16 protein-coding genes are annotated in these 18229 nt (G+C 62.8%); 3 read left to right on the forward strand and 13 right to left on the reverse strand.

All coding sequences use genetic code 11. The annotated features are described in order from the left end of the window. Nucleotides 1-23 precede the first annotated feature (23 nt). Both ABTV87_RS10870 and ABTV87_RS10875 read left to right on the forward strand, forming a co-directional pair. Nucleotides 24-1517: an ATP-binding protein gene (locus ABTV87_RS10870; protein WP_433899468.1), complete on the forward strand. Its 1494-nt coding sequence runs from the start codon at nucleotides 24-26 to the stop codon at nucleotides 1515-1517. Then, nucleotides 1486-2922 carry a sigma-54-dependent transcriptional regulator gene (locus tag ABTV87_RS10875; RefSeq protein WP_085607683.1) on the forward strand — a complete coding sequence of 479 codons (1437 nt, stop codon included), beginning with the start codon at nucleotides 1486-1488 and terminating at the stop codon, nucleotides 2920-2922. The genes ABTV87_RS10870 and ABTV87_RS10875 overlap by 32 nt, the downstream gene beginning before the upstream one ends. Here ABTV87_RS10875 and ABTV87_RS10880 read toward each other — a convergent pair. Further along, entirely contained in the window at nucleotides 2913-3281 is a 369-nt protein-coding gene (locus ABTV87_RS10880; RefSeq protein ID WP_085607681.1) for a hypothetical protein, read from the reverse strand. The two genes, ABTV87_RS10875 and ABTV87_RS10880, sit on opposite strands and share 10 nt — an antisense overlap. 174 nt (nucleotides 3282-3455) lie before the next feature. On the opposite strand from ABTV87_RS10880, the gene ABTV87_RS10885 reads away from it, so the two are divergent. Then, entirely contained in the window at nucleotides 3456-4262 is an 807-nt protein-coding gene (locus ABTV87_RS10885; protein ID WP_433899469.1) for a class I SAM-dependent methyltransferase, read from the forward strand. Between the two features lie 49 nt (nucleotides 4263-4311). Here the strand turns inward: ABTV87_RS10885 and ABTV87_RS10890 are convergent, their stop codons facing one another. From ABTV87_RS10890 to ABTV87_RS10945, 12 genes are all read right to left on the reverse strand, one after another. Next, nucleotides 4312-5004, reverse strand: a complete 693-nt coding sequence (locus tag ABTV87_RS10890) for a GNAT family N-acetyltransferase (RefSeq protein WP_375746598.1) — start codon at nucleotides 5002-5004, stop codon at nucleotides 4312-4314. A gap of 117 nt (nucleotides 5005-5121) precedes the next feature. After that, a complete protein-coding gene (locus ABTV87_RS10895; RefSeq protein ID WP_221535068.1) occupies nucleotides 5122-5910 on the reverse strand; it encodes a ChbG/HpnK family deacetylase in 789 nt (262 codons plus the stop codon). Further along, nucleotides 5882-7069 carry a GNAT family N-acetyltransferase gene (locus ABTV87_RS10900; protein ID WP_433899470.1) on the reverse strand — a complete coding sequence of 396 codons (1188 nt, stop codon included), beginning with the start codon at nucleotides 7067-7069 and terminating at the stop codon, nucleotides 5882-5884. The genes ABTV87_RS10895 and ABTV87_RS10900 overlap by 29 nt, the downstream gene beginning before the upstream one ends. A 4-nt stretch (nucleotides 7070-7073) precedes the next feature. Further along, a complete protein-coding gene (locus ABTV87_RS10905) occupies nucleotides 7074-7763 on the reverse strand; it encodes an N-acetyltransferase family protein (RefSeq protein ID WP_433899845.1) in 690 nt (229 codons plus the stop codon). A 68-nt stretch (nucleotides 7764-7831) separates the two neighbouring features. Beyond that, nucleotides 7832-9751, reverse strand: a complete 1920-nt coding sequence (locus tag ABTV87_RS10910; RefSeq protein ID WP_433899471.1) for a hypothetical protein — start codon at nucleotides 9749-9751, stop codon at nucleotides 7832-7834. Beyond that, nucleotides 9748-11067 carry a lipopolysaccharide biosynthesis protein gene (locus ABTV87_RS10915; RefSeq protein ID WP_179695627.1) on the reverse strand — a complete coding sequence of 440 codons (1320 nt, stop codon included), beginning with the start codon at nucleotides 11065-11067 and terminating at the stop codon, nucleotides 9748-9750. The genes ABTV87_RS10910 and ABTV87_RS10915 overlap by 4 nt, the downstream gene beginning before the upstream one ends. Then, a complete protein-coding gene (locus ABTV87_RS10920; RefSeq protein ID WP_433899472.1) occupies nucleotides 11064-12065 on the reverse strand; it encodes a polysaccharide deacetylase family protein in 1002 nt (333 codons plus the stop codon). Before ABTV87_RS10920 ends, ABTV87_RS10915 begins: the two co-directional genes overlap by 4 nt. A gap of 13 nt (nucleotides 12066-12078) precedes the next feature. Beyond that, nucleotides 12079-13215 (reverse strand): glycosyltransferase, encoded by a 1137-nt coding sequence (locus ABTV87_RS10925; protein WP_127797564.1) that lies wholly within the window; start codon nucleotides 13213-13215, stop codon nucleotides 12079-12081. Further along, complete coding sequence (locus ABTV87_RS10930) at nucleotides 13208-14176, reverse strand: glycosyltransferase (protein WP_127797565.1); 969 nt, start codon at nucleotides 14174-14176, stop codon at nucleotides 13208-13210. The genes ABTV87_RS10925 and ABTV87_RS10930 overlap by 8 nt, the downstream gene beginning before the upstream one ends. Continuing rightward, on the reverse strand, nucleotides 14173-15543 hold the full coding sequence (locus ABTV87_RS10935) for an O-antigen ligase family protein (RefSeq protein WP_433899473.1): 1371 nt from the start codon (nucleotides 15541-15543) through the stop codon (nucleotides 14173-14175). The genes ABTV87_RS10930 and ABTV87_RS10935 overlap by 4 nt, the downstream gene beginning before the upstream one ends. Further along, the gene (locus tag ABTV87_RS10940) at nucleotides 15540-16592 is read right to left on the reverse strand and encodes a glycosyltransferase family 4 protein (protein ID WP_433899846.1); all 1053 of its coding nucleotides are present in this window, start codon (nucleotides 16590-16592) and stop codon (nucleotides 15540-15542) included. The genes ABTV87_RS10935 and ABTV87_RS10940 overlap by 4 nt, the downstream gene beginning before the upstream one ends. A 35-nt stretch (nucleotides 16593-16627) precedes the next feature. Next, the gene (locus tag ABTV87_RS10945; protein ID WP_433899474.1) at nucleotides 16628-18220 is read right to left on the reverse strand and encodes a GumC family protein; all 1593 of its coding nucleotides are present in this window, start codon (nucleotides 18218-18220) and stop codon (nucleotides 16628-16630) included. Nucleotides 18221-18229 lie beyond the last annotated feature (9 nt).

An 18229-nucleotide genomic window follows, 5' to 3' on the forward strand; every position in this document is an offset into this window, starting at 1 on the left:
CACAAAAACGCCAGGGCATTCCCATGCAGCGACTGGAAGAACAAAAAACAGCAGCGCCGAACGTGGCGTTGGCAGCCATCAAGAGTTGGGGCGGGCAGTTCAATCTGCTGCGCTGGTTCTCGCTGGCCAGTTTTTTCATCATCGCGGCCGTGGCGCTGGGGCTGGGGTTTATCTCCACGCGCTTCGTGGTCACCGAAAGCGTGGAGCGCGATGCACTGCTCACCGCGCAATTCGTGCAGGCCATCGGCGATGCGGAAATGCGCCACGCCAACATCACGCCGCAACGGACCATGGGCGAGATGCTCGACCCGCGCCAGGACGGGAACTACCCCGACGTCGACCCGCTGGCCCATGCGTCGGCCCGCGCCGAGTTTCTCGATCATGTCGAACACTTGCCCGACGTGTTGCTGGCCACGGTGTATGCCTTGGATCGCACGATTATCTGGTCGACCAACCCCGAGCTGATCAACGTCAAGATCGAAGACGACGACGAACTGGACGAGTCGTTCGAAATGAAGGTGCCGGTGTCTTCCAGCTACCACAAGATCGACGACGAAAAACCCGAGCAGAAGCTGTCCCGCGAACCGAAATACCTGTTCATCGAAAACTACATCCCGATGTTCAACGCCGACAAAAGCAAAGTCGTCGCCATGGTCGAGATCTACAAGGAACCGGCGGATTTGGTGGACCGTATCGACCGTGGGTTCGCTTCGATCTGGGCCGCGACCATTCTTGGCGGCGCGGCGATTTATCTCGGTCTGTTCTGGATCGTGCGGCGCGCCTCGACGCTGCTGCAGAGCCAGCAACAGCAACTGATCAGCAACGAAACCTTTGTCGCCCTGGGCGAGATGTCCTCGGCGGTGGCCCACAGCCTGCGCAACCCGCTGGCGACCATTCGCTCCAGCGCCGAACTGGCCCAGGAAATCGCCAGCCCCGGCGCGCAACGCAATATCGGCGACATCATCAGCCAGGTCGACCGCATGTCGCGCTGGGTGCGCGAGTTGCTGGTGTCGTTGCGCCCGATGAGTGACGACGGCGAGGCGGTGGAATTGCTGGCGGCGGTCGAGGACACCCTGGGGGCGTTTGACGCGTTGATCCGGCGCAATGGCGTCGAAGTGCGATTCACGCCACAAAATTGCCCGCCGGTCGTCAGTCAAAAGGTGCTGCTGACGCAAATACTCAATAGCCTGTTTGCCAACGCCCTGGAAGCGATGCCCAAGGGGGGCGTACTGACTGTCGAGATTGAAACACCGCACACCGGTCATGTGCGCATGACCCTGAGCGACACCGGCAAAGGCATGAGCGCGCAGCAGCAACAGCTGGTGTTCAAGCCGTTTTTCACCACCAAGCAGGGCGGCCTCGGGGTTGGCCTCGCGCTGGTCAAAAGAATCATGGAGCGGTTTCAGGGTTCGGTCATTCTGACCAGCCGGGAGCAGGAAGGAACCCGCGTCAGTCTCAACTTTAGAGTGGCATCGGGAGGGGAATATGGAACACAGCATTCTGCTGGTCGAGGATGACGAACTGCTGGCCGAGAATATTCAGACCTACCTGGAGCGCAAAGACTTCGAGGTGACGGTCTGCCACTCGGCCGAGGACGCGCTGGGGCAACTGGAAAGCTTCATGCCGGACATCGTCCTGACCGACAACTCGCTGCCGGGCATGAGCGGTCACGATCTGATCCAGAAGCTGCGCATCAGCGCGCCGGAACTGAAAGTGATCATGATGACCGGCTACGGCAACGTCGAAGACGCGGTGGTCGCAATGAAGGAGGGCGCCTTTCATTACGTCACCAAACCGGTCGCGCTGCCGGAACTCAAACTGCTGCTGGACAAGGCCCTGGCCACCGAACGGATGGAACGCACGCTGTCGTTCTATCAGGAGCGCGAGGCGCAGAAGTCCGGGGTGCAGGCGCTGATCGGCGAGTCGTCGCCGATGCAGTACCTGAAAAACACCATCGGCCAGTTGCTCGACGCCGAGCGGCGCATGGCCAACACCGATCTGCCGCCGGTGCTGGTGGAAGGCGAAACCGGAACCGGCAAGGAACTGGTGGCCCGCGCGCTGCACTTCGACGGCCCGCGCAGCAAAGGCCCGTTCATTGAATTCAACTGCGCGTCGATTCCGTCCAACCTGGTGGAATCGGAACTGTTCGGCCACGAGAAAGGCGCATTCACCGACGCCAAGGATCGCCGGGTCGGGCTGGTGGAAGCGGCGGACGGCGGCACGTTGTTTCTCGACGAGATCGGCGAAATGGACCTGCTGTTGCAGGCCAAACTGCTCAAGCTATTGGAAGATCGCACTATTCGCCGGGTCGGCTCGGTGAAGGAACGCAAGGTCAACCTGCGTGTGATCAGCGCCACCAATTGCAACCTTGAGCAGATGGTCCAGCAGGGCAAGTTCCGCCGCGATCTGTTTTTCCGTTTGCGGATCATCTCGATCAAGGTGCCGCGCCTGTACGCCCGTGGCGAAGACATCCTGCTGCTGGCCCGGCACTTCCTCGCCAGCCACGGCAAGCGCTATGGCAAACCGAACCTGCATTTCAGCGATCAGGCCGAAGAGCTGCTGCTCAGCTACACCTGGCCGGGCAACGTGCGCGAACTGCGCAACATGCTCGAACAGACCGTGCTGCTGGCGCCGAGCGACACCATCGCCGCGCATCAACTGAACGTGTGCATGAGCCTGTGCGATGAGCTGCCACCGCAGCATCAGCACGAGGTGCCGCACACGCACTTCGAACCGCGCCCGGCGAGCAACACCGAATCGATGAACCTGCCGGAGGTCGAGCGCGACATGGTGCGCAAGATGCTCGACAAGACCGACTGGAACGTCACCAAATCGGCGCGCCTGCTGGGCCTGAGCCGCGACATGCTGCGCTACCGCATCGAAAAGCTCGGCCTGGCCCGTCCGGACAAGCGTCAGTGGTAGACCGCGTTGCTGCGCGGACTCGGTGTGCCGAGGCATTCCAGCACGCACGTCGGGTCCAGCACTTCGTCGTTGACGTAGATGCCGCGTTCGGCATCGTAGGTGCGGATAAACACCCGCACCGTCGCATCGGCCACAGTGGGCAGTTGCGAGTCATGGAACACGTGGCGATCCGGGATGACGATGAAATCCTGCGGCGCCGTGTCATCGAACGGCCGGGGCGGCTGAGCGGACAGCGACGGCGGAGCAGGGTGGGCAAAAGGCTGGTCCGCCCCGTAGTAGTTGAAGTTGCTGTCCAGCGCCTGCGCCTGGGCGGCGGCGAGCAGACAGGCGGACAACAGCAGTCGATTGAACATTCCCATGGCAGCACCTGTGGAAGCGGATTTCCCCAAGGCTATTAACTATAGCTGCCCGCGGTGCAGGCGTTGGTGCAGGCGCTGGTGCAAGTTTGTCGGCTTACAAGTTCGCAACAACCTGTAACGCGAGGCTGAACTAGACTCGGGCCGCTCAATTGTGAGCATCGCCCGGAGTGCGCCATGGAAGTGCCAAACAATAAAAACGCCGTCGAGAGCAATCGTCAGGCGTGGAACGATTCCGCCCGTCATCACCAGGATTCGCCCGACTGGCAGGCCTTGCTGACCGAAGTCACGCAGGCTGACTTTTCCTGCCTCGACGACACCCTTCGCGGCTTGCTCGAGCAGGTCGGTGTCGATGGCAAAGACGTCGTGCAGCTGTGTTGCAACAATGGCCGCGAAAGCCTGTCACTGTTCGCCCTCGGCGCACGGAGCGTGGTCGGCATCGATCAATCGAGGGCGTTTCTCGAACAGGCCCGCGAACTGAACAAGCGTTCGCCGCACAACGCCGAATTCATCGAAGCCGATATTCATCATTTGCCTGATTCGCTGCGCGCCCGTTTCGACGTCGCGCTGATCACCATCGGCGTCTTTGGCTGGATGCCCGACATCGGCGAATGCTTCCGCCACGTCGCCTCGACCCTGAAACCGGGCGGTCAACTGGTGATCTACGAAACCCACCCGTTCCTGGAAATGGTCGACCCCGAGGCCGAAGACCCGTTTCGTCTCGCCACCTCGTATTTCCGCGAAGAACCGTTCGTGCTTGAAAAACCGATCGTCTACGTCGGCAAGATCGAACAGCCGGCTGCGAAGTCCTACTGGTTCGTGCACAGCCTCGGCGCAATCTTCACCGCCGCCATCGAGGCCGGCCTGAACATCACGCACTTCAAGGAATACCCGCACTCGAACCGGGAAGAAGTGTATGACCAGTACCAGAACCGCGAGGCGCAGATGCCGATGTGTTTTACGTGGGTGGGGGTGAAGCGCTGAAGCGCGAATGGAGCATTACGAAGGCGGCCGAATGGCCGCCTTCGTTGTTTCAAGCCTGCGCAGCCGCCGTCACCACCGGCCGTCCCGGCTTGCGCAGCGGATCGAGGCGTGAGCCCTCATAGCGCGTTTCGCGGAAGAAGCGCCATTTGCCGAACAGGCAATAGACGTGGGTGACGCGGCCCTGTTCGTGGTAGCCCATGCGGATGTGCAGTTTCAGCGCCGGGATGTTGTGGGTTTCGCAGACGTCCACCACCTTGTTGCAACCCTGGGCGGCCATGGCTTCCCAGAGGGCGACCTGGACGTCCACCGACAGGCTGCTGCCGAAGTAGGCGCGAATCATTTCGCCGCCGAATTCGAAGAACTCGCCGGGTTTGACCGGGAAGGTGCAGCCGTAATAGTGGCGGTCGTGGTAGTCGCGAATACTGCCCCAGATGAACCCGACCGCATGGCCGTCGGCGTCCAGGTACATGTGCCCGGTATGGCCCTCGTTGGCCAGCTCGGCCATGGTTTCCACGCGGTCACCGAAGTGCTTGGCGAACGCGCCGGCGTTCTCGGCGGTGATGTCGACTTTGCGCAGGCCGTCGTAGGGGCGCAGCTTGTGCGGCGGTACCGGGCTGACCAGGTCGCGCTCCATCCACAACAGTTCCCAATGGAAGAACACGTAGCGTTTCCACAACGTGCCGAAGGTGCGGCCCAGGCCTTTTTGCTTGATACGTTCGCGCAGCTTTTCAATGACGCTCATGATGCCCTCCGTGGCCGAAGCCCGGGTGTTGTGGATGACGCTTTTGTGGGTATAGATCACCCCTGCAAGTCCATGTCAAAGCGCCAGCTTTGAATGTATTGCAAGTTGTGTAACGGTTCAGAGTGCCGCAGCACCGCGTAGAAAATCCTTGTTCAGATCGGCATAGGAAACCCGTGGGACGCCCGCCAGCCGCTGCTCTAGCACGCGGCTCAGGGACTCTCCCGGTTGCAGATACGCGTCGCCGAAATCCGCACCGAGCTGGTTCGGATGGGCGACGATTTCCAGCACGCCGTCGGTCGGCGCAGCAGCGTTGCGCAGGTCCACCGGGGTGCAGACGTAATCGGCCGTGACCCCGGCCAATCCCTGCAATCGGCGGTTGAGCAAACCCTTGAACACGCGTTTGGGCAGGCTGAGGTTTTGCCCCAGGTTACGTGCCAGCCGCACCGGCACACCTTGATGGGCGGCGAAGCGCGCGACGATCTCGCCGATCGGCCAGATATTGTGCACGTGCTGATGCGAATCGAGGTGGCTGGGACGCACGCCGTGATCGACGCAGCGCTGCCACTGCGCCTGCAATTCTTCCTGCACCGCCTCGCGATCTTCCCGGCCCAGCCACAGGCTGTGGCGAGGCAGGCTGAGGTCGAACACGCCGTGGCTGTCGCAGAAGGTGCGACGTTCGAGAATGGCCCGGCTCAAGGGCCGGCCGTAGGTCAGGTTGAAGTGCAGGCCGATCCGGCCTTCCAGCAGCGGCAGCCGGGCCATGGCGCAGGCCGCTTCGAACGCCGGCATGTTGGCCATGGCGGTGGCAGAACTGATGAGCCCGGCCTGGAACGCACCGAGGATCACCGCGTTTTCGTTCGGGCTCAGGCCGAAATCGTCAGCGTTGACTATGACTTGGCGAGGCATGTTCGCCCTCCTTGGTGGGGTTGATCACAGGTGTCGCAATGGCTGCCGCTTTGGCCGTCGCACGCTTCGCCCGCCATTGTTGCAACCCAGGCTTGAGCCGGTGCCAGACGCGCAGACCGAGCCCCAGCAACAGACCGCTCGGGCGCCACGAGTAGAAGCTCCAGCGCCAGTGTTCCAGTTGCCCGGTCATGCGTTCGTGCAGTTGATGGCTGGAGTTTTCCAGGCTGACCCGGGAGGCATCGATCCAGCGCCAGTTATCGTCCAGCCCCCAGCGAATCCATTCCTCCAGCAACACCCGGCCGCTGCCCAGGTCGGCGTACTGCGGCAGGAAGGCGAGGTTGTAATCGTAGAGCCGGCCCTGCTCGAACAGGCCGAGTCGATAGCTGATGCATCGTCCGTCCAGCTCCAGCATCACCACGCGCACCCGGCCCGAAGCGGCGAGGGCGGTGAAGGCGTTTTCCATGCAACGGCGGCTGCGCTCGCTGGCAAAGATCCCGACGCCTTCGTCGCCTTTCCAGCTCACCGCTTCGACTTCGCTGATGGCCTGCAGCAACGGGCCCATGCTGGTCGCATCGGGAATGATCCGCCGGACTTCGGCACCGCACGCGGCAATCCGCTTGCGGGCTCGGCGCAGTTTGTAGCGGGGATCGCCCGAGACTTCCTGACGGTCGGTGTCGCTGATCAGGTGCACCGGCACCCGACAGCTCAAGCGACGTTCGCCGGTGGAGCTGTGGGCCATCCATTCGGTGAGCACGCTTTCGTCGCCGACCGGTTCGGCGATTTCGTTGAGTTGCAGCAGGGCGTGGGGCACTCGCTGGCGAATCAGCCGCAGGGCCTGACGCATATCTTCGGCGTTCAGCAGCGATAACAACGCCAGGCGATCGGCCAGCGGATAACCGAGGTGATGCACCACCCGAAACGGCAAACCGAAAAACCGTTCACGGCTCGCCACCAGTGGCAGGCACAGGCGCAATTCGTCTGCTTCCCAACCCAGCAATACATGCAGCCGCTCGTGCGCGTCGAGCGCCTGCTCTGCCGCACACAGCCAGTCGAGGCTGTTGAACGGCGTGTGATCCGTCACCCGCAGGCGCAGCGCTTCATAGGCCGCCGCCGGGAAATCAGGTGCGCACAACGAGGTGCGCCATTCGAATTGCGCCATAGGCTCAGGTCGCCGTTGCTGTGACAGGTGGACGGGAAGGTTTGCGCAGCGCGTCCAGGCGCGAGCCGCTGTAGCGGGTTTCGCGGTAGAAGCGCCAGCGACCGAACAACTCATACACATTCATGATCCGGCCTTGTTCGGTATAGCCCATGCGCAGGTGCAGCTTGAGCGCCGGGATGTTGTGGAACTCGCAGACGTCCACCACCTTGTCGCAGCCCTGGGCAGCCATGGCTTTCCACAGTTCCAGTTGCAGATCCACCGACAGTTCGGTGCCCCAGTACGAGCGGGTCAGTTCGCCGCCGAACTCGAAAAACTCGCCGGGTTTCACCGGGAACATGCAGCCGTAATAGTGACGGTCGAAGTAGTCTTGAGCGGTGCCCCAGATGAAGGCCACCGCATGACCCTGGTCGTCCAGGTGCATGTGCCCGGTGTGATTTTCCCGAGCCAGTTCCGCCATGGTGCCGACGCGGTCACCGAAGTGGCGGGCGAAGGCGCTGACGTTGTCCGGGGTGATCTTCACCACCCGCAGCGGCGGATAGGGTTTGAGGCTGTGAGGTGGCACCGGACTGACCAGATCGCGCTCCATCCACAGCAGTTCCTGGTGAGAAAAAATGCAGTGCTTCCAGATCTTTTTCACGGTGGCAGTGAGTCCTTTCTGCCGTAGGTTTTCAGTCAGTTTGCGCAGCATGTTCATGGTCGTTGCTCCTGATGACGAGTCATCGCGCGGCCAGAGGCCAGCGCGGCCGGACATCAACAGGGCGGTCATGAGGCACTCCAGCTCAGGGCAAACAGGGTCTGTCCCGGCAGCTCGAAGCGCACGCGACCGTCCTGACAGCGAAAAGGCGCGTCGCGGCTGCGGTTGTCGGCGCCGAAGTAGCGCAGCGCGCCGTTGTTCAATGGGCACTTGGCGCCCGCCAGATCGACACGCTGCAAACGCGTACCTTTGTTCACGCCGAGCAGCCCGCGCTGATCGTCGCCGGCCATCGCCAGCACATCGACTTCGAACGCATCGTTCTCCAGCCACAGCACGTTGTGCAGCCAGTGCTGCTGGATGAACTGCTGGGCCAGGCCCACCGGTTTCAACTCGAAGCGGTCATCGCCCAGCACCCGCAACATGCCTTTGGGGTATTGCGGTTCATCGGCGGCCTGGAACCAGTTGAGCATCGTCAGCAAGCCGTCCTGGGAGGCGTTGATCACCACCGAGGCCCACCACAGCGAAGTGAAATGGGTTTCCTGATCATAGGGGCTCAGGCTCGAGCCGCTGGACAGGTTGGTCTGGTCCAGCAACAAGGCCTTGCGCGGCTGACCCTTGGCATCGAGGCCGACCAGATCCGCCGCGCGGCGCACGCTGTCGCGGTACACGCGGGTGGCGAGCAGGTCGCGAATCATCCATTCGTGCCAGGCCAGCGCATCGACCTGATCGGCGGACTCACTCAGCAGGCGCCGGGCCCAGTCGATGCCACGCTTGGTCGCCGCGTTATCAGCGAATGGCCCGTTGACCAATCGCGAACTGGCCGGCATCGCGATGCGCACGCCTGCCTTGGCATTCGCCGGATCGCTGCGCACTTGCCGGGCCATGCTGGTGAAGATCGAACGGTATTGCTCGTAACTCGAATAATTCAGGTTGGGCTCGTCGGCGAACCCGATGTAGTGCGTGCCTTTGCCGCCGAGTGCACGGGTGCCGGCGAGCCAGGCGTCGAGGCCGCTGTTGCTTTGCATATCGGCGCGCAGATCGGCCTGGCGCTGACTGCCGGCGAGCAAAGTGATGTCTTGGCGAATGCCGAAACGTTCCTGATAGAGCTGGCGGAAGGCATCTTCGAAGTGCGGCTTCTTTGCCGTCACGTCGACGAAACTGTAGTAACTGGCAGCCGTCGGTTTCAGCGCGTCGAGCACCGGATGGCTGGCGGGCGGCGGCATCACGTAGGGCAGGGCGATGCCCAGATCCGGGGTGCGGCCGAGGACTTTGTCGTGCAGGGTCAGACGCGTCTGGCCGTCGTCTTCGCGCAGCGATTTGAGCTGTTGCGGGGTCTGCGCGAACAGATTGGCCGTGCCGTCGAGCCAGAACGCCGCTTTGCCGCTGCCTTGCAGACGCAGGCGCCAGACCTGTTCGCGTTCGCTGACCGGCAACGCCACCTGATCGAACTGCCAATAGGCGCGATAGGGTTTCAGCGCCAAGGACAGTTGTTGTCCATCGCCGACCCGCTGCGCTTGCAGGGCGCTGACCCCGCCGTGGAACTTGCCCGCCAATATCGCGTGCTCACCGGCGGCGACCTTGAAATACAGCTCATCACCGTTACGGGTTTCTGCACTGAAATGCACCTTGGCCGGAGCGAACAGGGCCACGGTGTTTTCGTCGTGCTCGATCCGATAACTGCGGAAGCTGTAGCCGGGGATTTCCAGCTGATAACTCGCGGCCCCCGGCGCCAATGGCCAGCTCTGACTGCCACGGGTTTCACTGGCCTTGATGAAGCGCTCGCCCTGCAATTTACCCCGGCCGTCGAGCAGGAAGATGTGCTCTTCGTTGGCCTCCGCCTGCCACGCCGGCGCCCAGCGCACGGTCACCGTGTCGGGGCGATCGGCTTGCAGGTACAGGCTGCCGTCGCGTATGTCACCCCAGCGCATCGACGCCGCGAAGGCGTCCAGCGACAGGCCAAGACCGAGCAGCAGGGCCAGGCCTTTCATGCTGACTTCCGTTGTAAAAAACGACGCTGCAACATCAGCCACATCGGCGTGAGGTCGCTGGGCAGAATGATCAGGGTTTGCCAGAACGCCACACCGCTCAACCGGCAGTACAACACCAGCATCGCCACGGTCACCGCCAGATAGGCAATCGACGACGCCGCCGCCGCGCCGACGATGCCGTAGGCCGGAATCAGCAGCAGGTTCAGCGCAAGATTGAGCAGCGCGCCGATCCCCATCAGCAGCGACACCGTGCCGGGTCGATTCTTGCCGATCAGGTCCAGGCGCAGGATGCTCGCGTAGCACAGGCCCAGCAGCCCCGGCAGTAATGCCAGCAGCGCCGGATACGCCGGTTGGTAGGCGACGCCGAACAGGGTGACGATCAGCCATTCGCCGATCACGGCCATGGTCAGGCAGGCGCCGAGCATCACCGTGGCGGTCAGGCGCAGGGCCAGCGGGGTGACCTTGTCCATGCCTTCGTCCTGTTGCAGCAGGCGTTTCATCAGCGGTGTGGTCACCGCTTCCGGAACGATCAGCAGCAACTCGGCGGCGGCGCTGGCCATCGCGTAATGCCCCAGGGCTGTGCTGCCGAGCAGGGCGCCAATGAACAGGTAATCGGAACGCAGGATCACTTGCTGGAACAGCAGATCCGGATGGCTGCGCGCACTGAAGCGCAGCAGTTCGTTCTGGCTCGCGCGATCCCATTGCAGCTGCAACGGCTGCGCGCGTTTGAGCCACAGCCAGCCGACCAATACCACCAGACTGATGCCGGCCAGCCAACTGATCAGCGCCGCTTCAAGGGCCGCTTCTTTCCACATCCAGAACAACGCGAGAAACAGCAGCAGTGGCGCCAGAGATTCCACCAGTCGCAAGGCATTGAACGCGACCACGCCGCCGGACGCATTGTGCAAGGTCAGCAGACCGCTTTTGAGCACAGTCAACGGCACCGCCAGCAGCAACAGCCACGCCAGCAGCCCGAGTTGCAGGGTCACGTCGAGTTCACTGCCGAACTCGCGCACCAGCGCCACAACCAACAAGGTCAGCAGACCCGCCAGCAGACAACCGAACACCAGCACCTGCGCGAGTAACAAACCCATCGGCCGTTGCTTGGCCGCTTGATAACCAACAGCAGAATTCAAGCCGCCGCTGGTGGCCGCGCTGATCAGATCGGGCAGGGTGCTGAGCAGGGCGAACAGCCCGCGCTCACTGGGGCCGAGAATTCGCGCCAGCAGCACATTCCTCAGCAGGCGCAGGGCGATCATCGCCAGTTTGGTGCCCATGCTCAGCGCCAGATGCTTGAGGTAACTGCCTCGACTCATGGTCGCGCCCCGCGATAGATCCGCCACGACAGCAGTTGCGGATTGCGCGCGGTGCGCTGGCTAACGCCGAAGCGTGGTAGGTTCAGCGGATCACCGGTGCCGCGATAGATGCCGCTGCCAGTGCCGAGCGCGAAGGGGTAATCGTGATGGGCGATCTGTTCGCGCACCCGCTCGTCGTTGTCGCCGTTGGGGTAGCAATACACCGGCAGCGGCCGGTTGCAGCCGTTGAGCATGGCATCGCGACTGCGGCTGATTTCTTCGCCCAGGCGCACATCGTCAAGGCCGGTGAGGATGGCGTGACTGGCGCCGTGGGGGCCGAACCGCACCAGGCCGGAAGACTCCATTGCCCGCACCTGATGCCAGTCGAGTGCCTGAGGTTGCGACTCTTGCGGGCACTCGTCGGTCAGGCGTTCGAGCATCATCGGGTCAAGCGCTTTGAGCCCTTGCAGGTAATGCAACAGGGTCAGACTGCGCCGGTCCACGTCGATGTCGTCCAGTAGCACCGGCACGGGATGATGGATCGATTGCAAATATTCGATCAGGTGCATGCGCGGTTTTTCGCCATGGCTGCCCCACAGGGTTTCGCCGATGCTTTCCCACCAGAAGCGCTGACGGCTGCCGATGAAATCGGTGGAGAGAAAAATGCTCGCCGGCACCTGATGTTTCTGCAGCAGCGGAAAGGCGTTGGCGGCGTTGTCGCGCCAGCCGTCGTCGAAGGTCAGCGCCACTCGCGGGCGCTCGGTGCGCAAGGCGTTGGGCTGCAGGATTTCCATCAGCGGCACGCAATCGAAATGCTTGCGCAACCACACCAGCAAGTGTTCGAAGGCCTTGGGCCCGACGCACAGTTCGTTGCGGTGTGGCAGGTCGGCGGCGCGGTCGTTGGTCAGCACCCGGTGCAACATCAGGATCACGCCGGCGCCGTGCAGCTGGTTGCGCCCCACGGACGAGTTGAGATAGAGCCAGCCGCTGGTGCGTTTAATCAGTTGCTTGATCGCCATGGCTCGATCCCTCTCAACGGTTTTGGTCAGGGTTCCATTGGGCATAACGCTGGCCGCGCAGGAACTGCCACAGGCCGATGCTCATGCCCGCCAGTGTCACCAGCAGGAATGCCGCAAGGCGGAACGGCTTGGGCAGGCGGTGTTGCGAATCCAGCAGGCCGGCAATCGCGATGGCGTAGCCGATCAGTTGCGCGATCAGGCAGAGGCGATAGAAACCGTGCTCTTCCCACAGCCAGAAATTGCTCAGCAGCAGCGGCAGCAACAGGATCGGCGCCAGGCGGCGGATCAACTTGTGGCTGATCAACGCAATCGAATACAGCCCATGCTTGAACGGATTGAGCAGTTCACTACGTTGCGCCAGGCTTTGCAGGCCGCCGACGGTGACCCGCTGGCGACGGCGGAATTGCTTGTCCGCTTCGTCCACGCCGTGGTCGATCACTTGCGCTTCGGGCACGTAGACGATGCGTTTGAATTTCACTGGCGCGCAGGTGCTGATGAAGAAATCGTCGTTGACCTCGGCCGGCACGTTCTCGAACAGTTCCCGGCGCAGGGCAAGCAGGGCGCCGTCGGCGGAGACCATGCAACCGGTGCGATTTTCGACCCGGCGCAGCCAGCCTTCGTAGTGTCGATAAAGGCTGTCGCCGATGCTCAAGCCGCCACCGGTGACCGGGATCACCATGTGCCCGGCGCAGGCGCCGACCTGCGGATCGCTCAGCGGCGCCAGCAGGTAGCCGAGGGTTTCCCGCGACCATTGGTTGTCGGCATCGGTGAACACCAGAATGTCGCCCGTGGCCAAAGCCGTGCCGGCGTTCAGCGTGGCGGCCTTGCCCTGGCGGGGCAGGTCGAGCACGGTGATTCGCGGGTCGACGACCTTGTGCGCGCAGGCCACGGTGTCGTCGGTGGAGCCGTCGCTGGCCAGAATGATTTGCAGGGTCGCCGGCTGATAATCCTGGGACAGCAGCGAGCGCAGCTTGTGTTCGATGTGCCGCGCTTCGTTGTGGGCGGCGATGACGATGCTGATGTTCAGCGGCGGTGCCGGGCTGTGGCGCCACGCCGGGAACAGCGGCGCGAGCAGCGTCAGCAGCAGCGGGTAGCCGACATAGGCGTACACCGGCAGCAGCAGGCACATCCAGAAAATGAATTCAGCCACGGGCAGGCCTCCTGGCGTTCCAATGACACAGACTGAGAATGAACGCGGCCCCCGCCAGGTGCAGGCGCACCCAGTGCAGGCCCCACAGTTGCAGGGTCAGGCAGACGTTGTGGTGCTTGGCGCTCTGACGCACGCTGAGCACCAGCCCCGGTACCAGCGTGAGCATCACCATGATCGCGGCGTGATGGGGAAAACCGTCGAGCAGCGCGGATATCGCCAGGAAATCGAGAATCCAGACGAAGATCGACAACATTGGAAATCGCAGCAGCCGCAGGCTGAAACCGTGGCTGCGCAGCAATTGCAGATGACTGCCCTGGCGCCACAGCTCCTTGCCCATCCACTCGCGCCAGTTCATTTCGTAGCCCCAGTGCAGAGCCACGCTTTCATTGATCGAGAGCAGCCGCGCGCCGTGTTCTCTCAGGCGCAAGGTGAACTCCTTGTCCTCGCCGGTGCGCAGGGTTTCGTTGAAACCGCCGACCTTGTCGAACCAGCGCTTGCGCATCAGCAGGTTGGCACTGGGCAGCCAGTCGACGACATGGCTGGTATGGGTGGTCGGCCGCAAGGTGCGGCGTTGCCAGGCGGTGGCGTACCACGGCGCGGCGGCGGGGGTGTGCAGGTCGAGCCCGAAGACATCGGCCTGGCCTTCGGCTTCGAGGGCGAACAGTTGCGTGAGCCAGTCTTCGGGCATTTCGATGTCGGCGTCGATGAATGCCAGCCATTCCCCGGTGGCGATCGCCGTGCCGCGGTTGCGCAGGGCGCCGATCAGCAGGCCGGGCATCACCAGCACTTGGGCGCCAAACTGACGGGCGATCTGCGGACCTTCGTCACTCGAACCGTTGTCGACCACGATCAGCTCACATTCGACATCCGCCGCATGCGCCGCTTTTTGCGCGGCCAGCAGGGTGCGGCCAATGTGCCGGGCCTCGTTGTACATCGGGATGACGATGCTGATCCGACTCATGCTTTGGCCTCCGTCATCGGTGCCTGCTCGGCTTTCAGGCGCAGGACGCTGGTCAGCGCGAGCATGATCCACAGGTATTTCTGGTTCGGCGCGCTGAGGAACATCAGAAACAGCGTCAGCGACAGAAAGCTCACCCCAAGGTGGGTCATCAGATCCGCCTGCTGCCAGTTGCGGCGCAGCATCCATTCCTTGCGTGCCCGCGCCAGGTTGTACAGGCCCAACCCAAGCATGCCGACGAACATCAAACCGGCGGGAACCCCCAGTTCGCTGAAGATTTCCAGGTAGGTGTTGTGCGCCCGACGGTACAGGTCGCCGATCTTGCGGTTGGCGGAAAACGCCTTAGCGTAGCCGGTGGTGGCGTAGTGCAGCGGGAAGGTGCCGGGGCCGGAGCCGAGCAGCGGGTTCTCGCGGATCATCTGGCTGCCGACCACGATGTACGAGGCGCGGCGGCCGAGGGATTCGTCATTGTGCCCCTTGGCGCCGGCGCTCAATACGCTGAGCGACTGGATACGGGCGATGTAACCGGCAGGCATCGCGTAGATCGCCAGCGGAATCACGATCGCCGCGCCGAGCATGGCAAAGCCGAGGTGACGCGGACGAATCCGCGCCAGTTGCGCGCGGTAGTGCCAGCAACCGATCACCAGACTCAAGGCCAGCACCACCAGCCCGGAGCGTGATTCGGTCTTGGTCATGCCGCCGAGCAACAGCAGGCAGCAACCGCCCCAGAACAGCCGATGCAACAGGTTCGGGCTGCGGATCACCAGCAGCAGGCCCAGCGGAATGGCGAACGCGATCAGCAGGGCGAAGGCGTTGGGGTCTTCGAGCAGGCCGGCGGCGCGGCCCTGATCCTGGAATTTGGTGGAGAACATGGCCATGGCGCAGGTCGTGCTGACGGCAAGGGTCACCAGCCGGGCGAACAGGTCGAGGTTCAGTTCGCGGCCGATCAGCAGGGTGATGACAAACAGGATCAGGCCGACGCTGATTTCCCGCAGGTGACCGAGCGACATGCCCATGTCATCGGTGTTCAGCAGGCTCAGAAAGTACAGGGTCATGAAGGCGATCAGAAAGCGCCAGATATTGCTGCGCAGGCGATCCGAGGGAATCTGGTGCATCGCCAGTTGCAGCATCAGGATCACCGCCAGCGAAGCGCCGATCAGTTTGCTGCCGGACAACGGGCTGTCCTTGAAGAAGCCCTCGAACGGCACCAACGCGGCAATGCCGAGCAGGCCCCAGGTCGGTTTGCGGTACAACACCGCGAACCCCACCAGACCGAGCACTGCGCCCGGCGCGAGGTAGGGCCAGGGGCTGGCCAGCAGAGCGATGCAGACCAGGCCCAGCAGACTGACGATCGAGAGCGGGAAAATCATGCGCGTGCCTCCCGTGCCGTGCGGATGTACAGCTGCGACCAGCGTTCGGCCAGGGCCTTGAGGTCGTAGCGGTCCTGTTGCGTGCGTTTTGCGTTGTCGCGCAGTTGCCGCGCCAGTCCCGGCTCTGACAGCAACGTGTCGAGCTGGCGGGCGAGGGCGGCGCTGTCGGTCGGGGCGGCGAGCAAGCCATTGTGGCGGTGCTCCAGTACATCGGGAATGCCGCCGACACCGAATGCCACCACCGGCACCCCGGCCTGCATCGCTTCCAGCAGGATCATTGGCGTGCCTTCGGTGCGCGAGCTGATCACCAGCGCATCAAGTTGCTGCCACCAGTGACGCATGTCGGTCTGATAACCCGGCAAGCGGATGCGCTGCTGCAAACCGGCGGCGTCGATCCGTGCCTGCAAGTCTTCGCGTTCCGGGCCGTCGCCGAGCATTACCGCGTCGAGTTGCGGGTGCTGGTGACACAGCGGGATCAGCGCGTCGAGAAACAGATCCGGGCCTTTCTCACTGCTCAAGCGCCCGACGTAGCCGGCGAGCCAGCGTTGTCTTGGCGCATCGGAAAGCAGCGCGGCGGCTGCCGGCAATCCGTTGGGGATCACCTGCAATTTTTCCGCACGTACGCTGGCCTGACGGTGCAACACCGCGATGCTCTCGGCGACGCACACCACTCGATCCACCGACGCCGTGCGGCACAGTTGCAGGCTCAGCCAGGTGTAGAACTTCTGCTTGCGGCTGCGCGGGGTGAAGCCGTGTTGAGTGATCACCAGCGGCAGGCGCAACAGCGTGGCGCCGACCCAACCGAACAACAGGCCTTTGAAATTGTGGGTATTGATCAACGGACGTTCACCGCGCCGCTGACCCAAGTGCCGCAGCAGGGCAGCAAGCCCTGCGCAGCCTTGTGCATCGACGCCGGCCTCGCGAAAGCGCGCGATCAATTCCGGCGGCGCATCGAGGAACAGCACCTGGTGCTGCCCCGGCGTTGCCAGGCAATGATCGAGCAACATCCGCTCGGCCCCGTAGAACCCGCCGCTGCTGAGCAAATGCATGATCGGCAGCGCGGCGTTCTGGGTAGAGGGCGTGTTCAATTGCGCACCCAGTGTACGAAGCTCGGCACGGTCCAGTTCTTGTGCGGATTGCTCGGCTGCGTGTTCTGGTCGTTGATCACCAGCAGCACCGGCAGGCCTAGCTCGTGGCTGATTTGCGCCGGATGTTTGAAGCGGTGATCGAAGAACTCACGCACGTAGACCAGTGCAATCGCCAGCAACAGACCGGTGAACAGCCCGAACGGAATGATCAGCATCGGTTTGGGGAACGCCGCTTCGGTCGGCTCGAACGGCGGGCTCAAGACCCGGGCGTTGGACAAGTCGTCGTTCAGCGAGCGGGTGGTGCTGCTTTCGGCAAAACGCTGGGCGTAGGTCGAGAACGCGGCGTGCATGGCGTCGATCTCGGTGTCCATCTGCCGCAGCTTGCTCTGGGTCTGCTGCAACTCGTGGATGCGGTTCTTGAACTCGGCGATGCGCGCGGTTTTCTGATCGATCACCTGTTTCACCACGGCCAGGTCGTTGGTGCGTTCCTGGATGCGGTTGCTGACCACTTTGAGGAACTGCTGGCGGGTGCGGGCGATCTGCTCGCGGGTCAGCAGCATCGGCTCGCTGCCGGGCTGGAACACCGCCAGATCGTTCATGTAGCGGCTGACCTGAGTGGTCAGTTGCTCGCCGAGCTGTTTGATTTCCCGGTCCTCGAACGCCACGTTGTCGACGGTGGTGGTGAAGGTGTAGGGGAAGGTGTAGTCATTGAGCTTGTTGTTGCTGGCGGCGGCCAGGCTGGTTTTCAGGTACTCCAGCCAGCGTTGGCTTTGCAGCAGGCGATCCTGGTACAGGTTCAGTGCCTGCTCTTCGGTGTTGATCGCGTTCAGGCGGAAAGTGATTTCCTCCTTCGGATCCGACGAGCCGACGCTTTCCAGCAGTGCCTGACGGTTGCCTTCCAGGCCATCGAGGCGCACTTGATAAAGCTGCTTCTTGGACTCGTAGAACGATTGCGGCAGGTCGATCGATTGCAGCGCCTGACGGCTCACCAGATAGTTCTGCAACAGGGCGGCGACGAAGGTCGTGCCTTGGTGCGGATCGGGGAAGCTGTAGACGATCGAGATCACGTTGGAGCCGGGCAGGGTCTCGATTTTCAGGCTGTCGATGGCTTGCTGGGTCAGCGCATCGAGCGCGGTGTCGCGCACCGGATCGGTCTCAAGGCCCAAAGCGTTGCGCACGGGGTTGATCACGTACTGGCGCAGCGGCGAGCTGATGTAGCGTTTGAACGGCTCGCTCACCAGCTTGTTGAACATTCCGGGCGACGGGGTGTATTCGCCCTTGTCGCGCAGTTCGCTGATGGTCTGACGGATCAGCGCCGGCGAGCGCAGGATATTGCTCTCGGTTTCCATGTCCGCCAGCGACGGCGGGATGAAGGTGGCGTTGTCCACGGTGAGCGATGTGGTGGCGTCGCCCTGTGAAAGTTTTTTCGACTGCACGATCACCTGAGCGGTGATATCGAAGCTCTGTTTGAGCAACAGTGGCAGCACCAGCGCGATCACTGCAAAGATCAGGAAGACCCGTTTCACCAGTTGCTTGTTGGCGAAGAAGATCCTGAAGAACTCATGCAGGTAGTTTTCCTTTGGATTCATGTCGGTCAC

It is taken from the genome of Pseudomonas sp. PSE1(2024) (genome assembly GCF_050990555.1).
GTDB lineage: Bacteria > Pseudomonadota > Gammaproteobacteria > Pseudomonadales > Pseudomonadaceae > Aquipseudomonas > Aquipseudomonas aphyarum.

Excerpts from the sequence above, each read along its gene's own strand:
- ABTV87_RS10870 (WP_433899468.1), top strand. The coding sequence starts at position 24 with ATGCAGCGACTGGAAGAACAAAAAACAGCAGCGCCGAACGTGGCGTTG.
- ABTV87_RS10875 (WP_085607683.1), top strand. The coding sequence starts at position 1,486 with ATGGAACACAGCATTCTGCTGGTCGAGGATGACGAACTGCTGGCCGAG.
- ABTV87_RS10880 (WP_085607681.1), bottom strand. The coding sequence starts at position 3,281 with ATGGGAATGTTCAATCGACTGCTGTTGTCCGCCTGTCTGCTCGCCGCC.
- ABTV87_RS10885 (WP_433899469.1), top strand. The coding sequence starts at position 3,456 with ATGGAAGTGCCAAACAATAAAAACGCCGTCGAGAGCAATCGTCAGGCG.
- ABTV87_RS10890 (WP_375746598.1), bottom strand. The coding sequence starts at position 5,004 with ATGAGCGTCATTGAAAAGCTGCGCGAACGTATCAAGCAAAAAGGCCTG.
- ABTV87_RS10895 (WP_221535068.1), bottom strand. The coding sequence starts at position 5,910 with ATGCCTCGCCAAGTCATAGTCAACGCTGACGATTTCGGCCTGAGCCCG.
- ABTV87_RS10900 (WP_433899470.1), bottom strand. The coding sequence starts at position 7,069 with ATGGCGCAATTCGAATGGCGCACCTCGTTGTGCGCACCTGATTTCCCG.
- ABTV87_RS10905 (WP_433899845.1), bottom strand. The coding sequence starts at position 7,763 with ATGAACATGCTGCGCAAACTGACTGAAAACCTACGGCAGAAAGGACTC.
- ABTV87_RS10910 (WP_433899471.1), bottom strand. The coding sequence starts at position 9,751 with ATGAAAGGCCTGGCCCTGCTGCTCGGTCTTGGCCTGTCGCTGGACGCC.
- ABTV87_RS10915 (WP_179695627.1), bottom strand. The coding sequence starts at position 11,067 with ATGAGTCGAGGCAGTTACCTCAAGCATCTGGCGCTGAGCATGGGCACC.
- ABTV87_RS10920 (WP_433899472.1), bottom strand. The coding sequence starts at position 12,065 with ATGGCGATCAAGCAACTGATTAAACGCACCAGCGGCTGGCTCTATCTC.
- ABTV87_RS10930 (WP_127797565.1), bottom strand. The coding sequence starts at position 14,176 with ATGAGTCGGATCAGCATCGTCATCCCGATGTACAACGAGGCCCGGCAC.
- ABTV87_RS10935 (WP_433899473.1), bottom strand. The coding sequence starts at position 15,543 with ATGATTTTCCCGCTCTCGATCGTCAGTCTGCTGGGCCTGGTCTGCATC.
- ABTV87_RS10940 (WP_433899846.1), bottom strand. The coding sequence starts at position 16,592 with ATGCATTTGCTCAGCAGCGGCGGGTTCTACGGGGCCGAGCGGATGTTG.
- ABTV87_RS10945 (WP_433899474.1), bottom strand. The coding sequence starts at position 18,220 with ATGAATCCAAAGGAAAACTACCTGCATGAGTTCTTCAGGATCTTCTTC.